The following is a 2803-nucleotide window of genomic DNA, read 5'->3' as shown; positions in this document are numbered from 1 at the left end:
TACAAGCTGCTGTAGACGAACAGCACAAACTGGTGGTAGCTACACACACACTCAACCGCAACGATCGTAATGCCCTCAGCAGAGCCGCCCAAGAGGCAAAAGACAACATCCAAGCCGAAGCAATAACCGTAATAGCTGATAAGGGTTACCACAACGGCAGAGAGTTACAGACTACTCAAGACTCAGGTATCGGCACCATAGTAGCTATGGCAGAGCTAGTGAACAGCAACGACCACGGCACGCAGCCCGAGTATATCGTCTCAAAGTTTACTTACCATAAAGAAACCGACACCTACACCTGCCCAGAGGGTCAAACATTAGCCACCAAAGGCACATGGCACCAAAAGAAACGAGACCACAACATCAGCTATAACTTTAAGAAATACCGCACTCCAGCTTGTACTAGTTGCCCAGTAAAAAACAAATGCACAGGCCGGCAAGATGGCCGCCGAGAAATAGAACGTTCAGAATATGCCGAGGCTGTAGAGAAAAACAATGAAAACTACAAAAACAATCAGCCCCTTTATCGAAAGCGACAAGAAATCAATGAGCATGTTTTTGGAACCATCAAGAGACAGTGGGGATACAACCATACCAACCTGAGAGGACTAGAAAAAGTGAACGGAGAAATGGCCTTGATTATGACTGTTTACAATCTCAAGCGGAGCTTGAACATCCTAACCATGCCCAAAATCTTAGAAAAACTCAAAAACTGGACACCCGATTACGAAAGGGTGGCCTGTTTTGTCGAAAAAGGACTAATTTTGAAGTCATATAAGCCTTCCAAAAATTTTACTTGGCACATTGCTGCCTAAAATCAGGCACGTTTACAATCGATTTATGATTCATGGTGATAGCCTGAGAAGCCAATAAAGTTTAGTTCTTGAGTTTTTTCACAGCCTGACGGTTTTCGGCTTGGCGATGTGGCGGATTTGAAAAACGTCAGACCGGAACCGAAGCTGATTGAAAAACTTTTGATGAAGATAGCAACAAAAAGCTAAATTGAAAAACTTCTGCCCGAGCCACTGCACAATAGAATTACAAATGCTCATTGTTATTCCTTCTGCCCGCCATATAGCCAAACCGAATGTTGGCAGTAGTTTTTTAATTCAATTCTTTTAATCGTGGCAAGTCTATTTCGTCTGTAAAATATTCCCACTTGCCCAAACTATTTCTTGAATACATTGATTTCTTTATTGTGTCTGAATATTCGTTCTCCAAAAGCTCACAAAATTGAGTAAAATTAATTTTTTCTTTGAAATCACCGTCAATGTCAACAATGTTTTCAAAACCTCCATAAATATCAAAGTCTGTCAAACTGGAAATGCTAAAAACTAATTCCCCGATATAGTCACATTTTAAAACACTTAAATATACGTTTGATTTTTTTGCTTCTTCAAGTAATTCCGAAATTGATTGAAGTTCTTTATCAGGTTCAATTATAGTCCTTGAACCAATAATGAATGGAAGTGTTAGCCCATTCCTAAAGTAGTTTCTATTGTAAAAATGGATCAATAGTCTATGCCAATACTTATCTTCTGTCATATGGTTTTTAATTTCTCATCATACCAAATGTCTTCATAGCCTTTAGCGTCAGCAAGAAACCTAAAGCCTATGTCAAGCCCTAAATATTTTATTATTTCAGGTCGTTGTTGTAATAAATGTTCTGCACACATTGGTTGAAAAAAGTCGTCTGCTTCAGAATAATCTCCTGTCCAAATAAACCAACCCGTTGTTCCTTTTTCTGCTGGATGTCTTAATCCATTTATTGGGTCTTTGTCAAGGTTTATAGAAACACCAACTCTTAATTTCTTATTGATTGGTTTCCAAATAGAATTATTGTTCTTGCAAATTTCTTTTTGCTTGTCGATATGGGAATTCCAAAAATTATGTTCTAACAAATCATCTTTGTCTGTCAATAAACGTTTTTTCCAAAGCGAAATGTTTGTCTTGTTAATTTCAAAGTTTATGTCTTCGTTATCCCACTCAAAAATTGTCTCTGAAATTATTTCATCGTCCTGCCATTCAAAATCATCATCAGTAATTGCAGTCCAAGCAAAATCTTGAATTATTACTTTGTCAATTTTGTTATCTAAAAATTTGTCGCAAAGCTCAATTAAATCTTGTCGTGTTACTTTCATTACGAGGTCTCTGTAAAATTACTGCCAACGTGTTTTCGCTTGCCGTCAGGTGGGGCAATCGAAGCACGAATTTTCAAACCACCTACAAACTTTAAATAGAATTACAAATGAATAATACACCACTTAACCCCCACTTGTGGCAAACGAATGTGTGTGCCCAGTATGGACATCGAGTACGAAAGTACAAATAAACTCTAGAAGGTGCAAGTCGAAAAGACTGAGTCCTTTACATGCTAGTTGGTAAAGTGTGTTAGTAAGTCGCAAGCTGGTTTCTCGTGAGGGATGCAGTGAAGAAAGCGAGACTACAAAATTCGGTACTGACTTACAGAAACGGAATAAGAGGCTATGATAGGTGGATAAGTATGCACATCAATACAAAGTCCGTGGCCAACAAACCTATCAGAGTAGATTTCGCAGGCATCGAATGAAAGAGTATGTTCTTACCTGGGGAGGTCTTCACAACCACGAGTGGTTAAGTGAAGAAGTCAGCAGAGGTCGTAGTAACTACCAGCAACGAGCCAAGTCCTGAATGGGAAATCTTGGACGGTCTCACACAGTAGCGAAGGACCAAACATTAAACGTTTCCAATGCACCTAAGAGCCTTTCGGTAGCTTAGGAACAAATGAGAAACAAGGAAACTGAAAACGATGATAGAAAAAGTA

The 2803-nt window shown here is 38.9% G+C and carries 4 protein-coding genes; 2 read left to right on the top strand and 2 right to left on the bottom strand.

Going from position 1 to position 2803, the window contains the following annotated elements:
- On the top strand, positions 1-815 hold an 815-nt coding region (locus EGI31_RS14285), incomplete at its 5' end, for a transposase (protein ID WP_255037900.1).
- A gap of 289 nt (positions 816-1104) precedes the next feature.
- On the opposite strand, the gene EGI31_RS14280 is transcribed toward EGI31_RS14285, so the two are convergent.
- Entirely contained in the window at positions 1105-1545 is a 441-nt protein-coding gene (locus EGI31_RS14280) for a hypothetical protein (RefSeq protein ID WP_255037899.1), read from the bottom strand.
- Complete coding sequence (locus EGI31_RS14275) at positions 1542-2141, bottom strand: immunity protein Imm33 domain-containing protein (RefSeq protein ID WP_255037898.1); 600 nt, start codon at positions 2139-2141, stop codon at positions 1542-1544. The genes EGI31_RS14280 and EGI31_RS14275 overlap by 4 nt, the downstream gene beginning before the upstream one ends.
- 287 nt (positions 2142-2428) lie before the next feature.
- On the opposite strand from EGI31_RS14275, the gene EGI31_RS14270 reads away from it, so the two are divergent.
- Positions 2429-2569, top strand: a complete 141-nt coding sequence (locus EGI31_RS14270) for a hypothetical protein (RefSeq protein ID WP_255037836.1) — start codon at positions 2429-2431, stop codon at positions 2567-2569.
- The last annotated feature ends 234 nt before the right edge of the window (positions 2570-2803 follow it).

The sequence above is a fragment of the Lacihabitans soyangensis genome, from assembly GCF_024343775.1.
Taxonomy (GTDB): domain Bacteria; phylum Bacteroidota; class Bacteroidia; order Cytophagales; family Spirosomataceae; genus Leadbetterella; species Leadbetterella soyangensis.
Note: the sequence above shows the minus strand (reverse complement) of the source record. Positions and strands in the feature narration are given on the sequence as shown.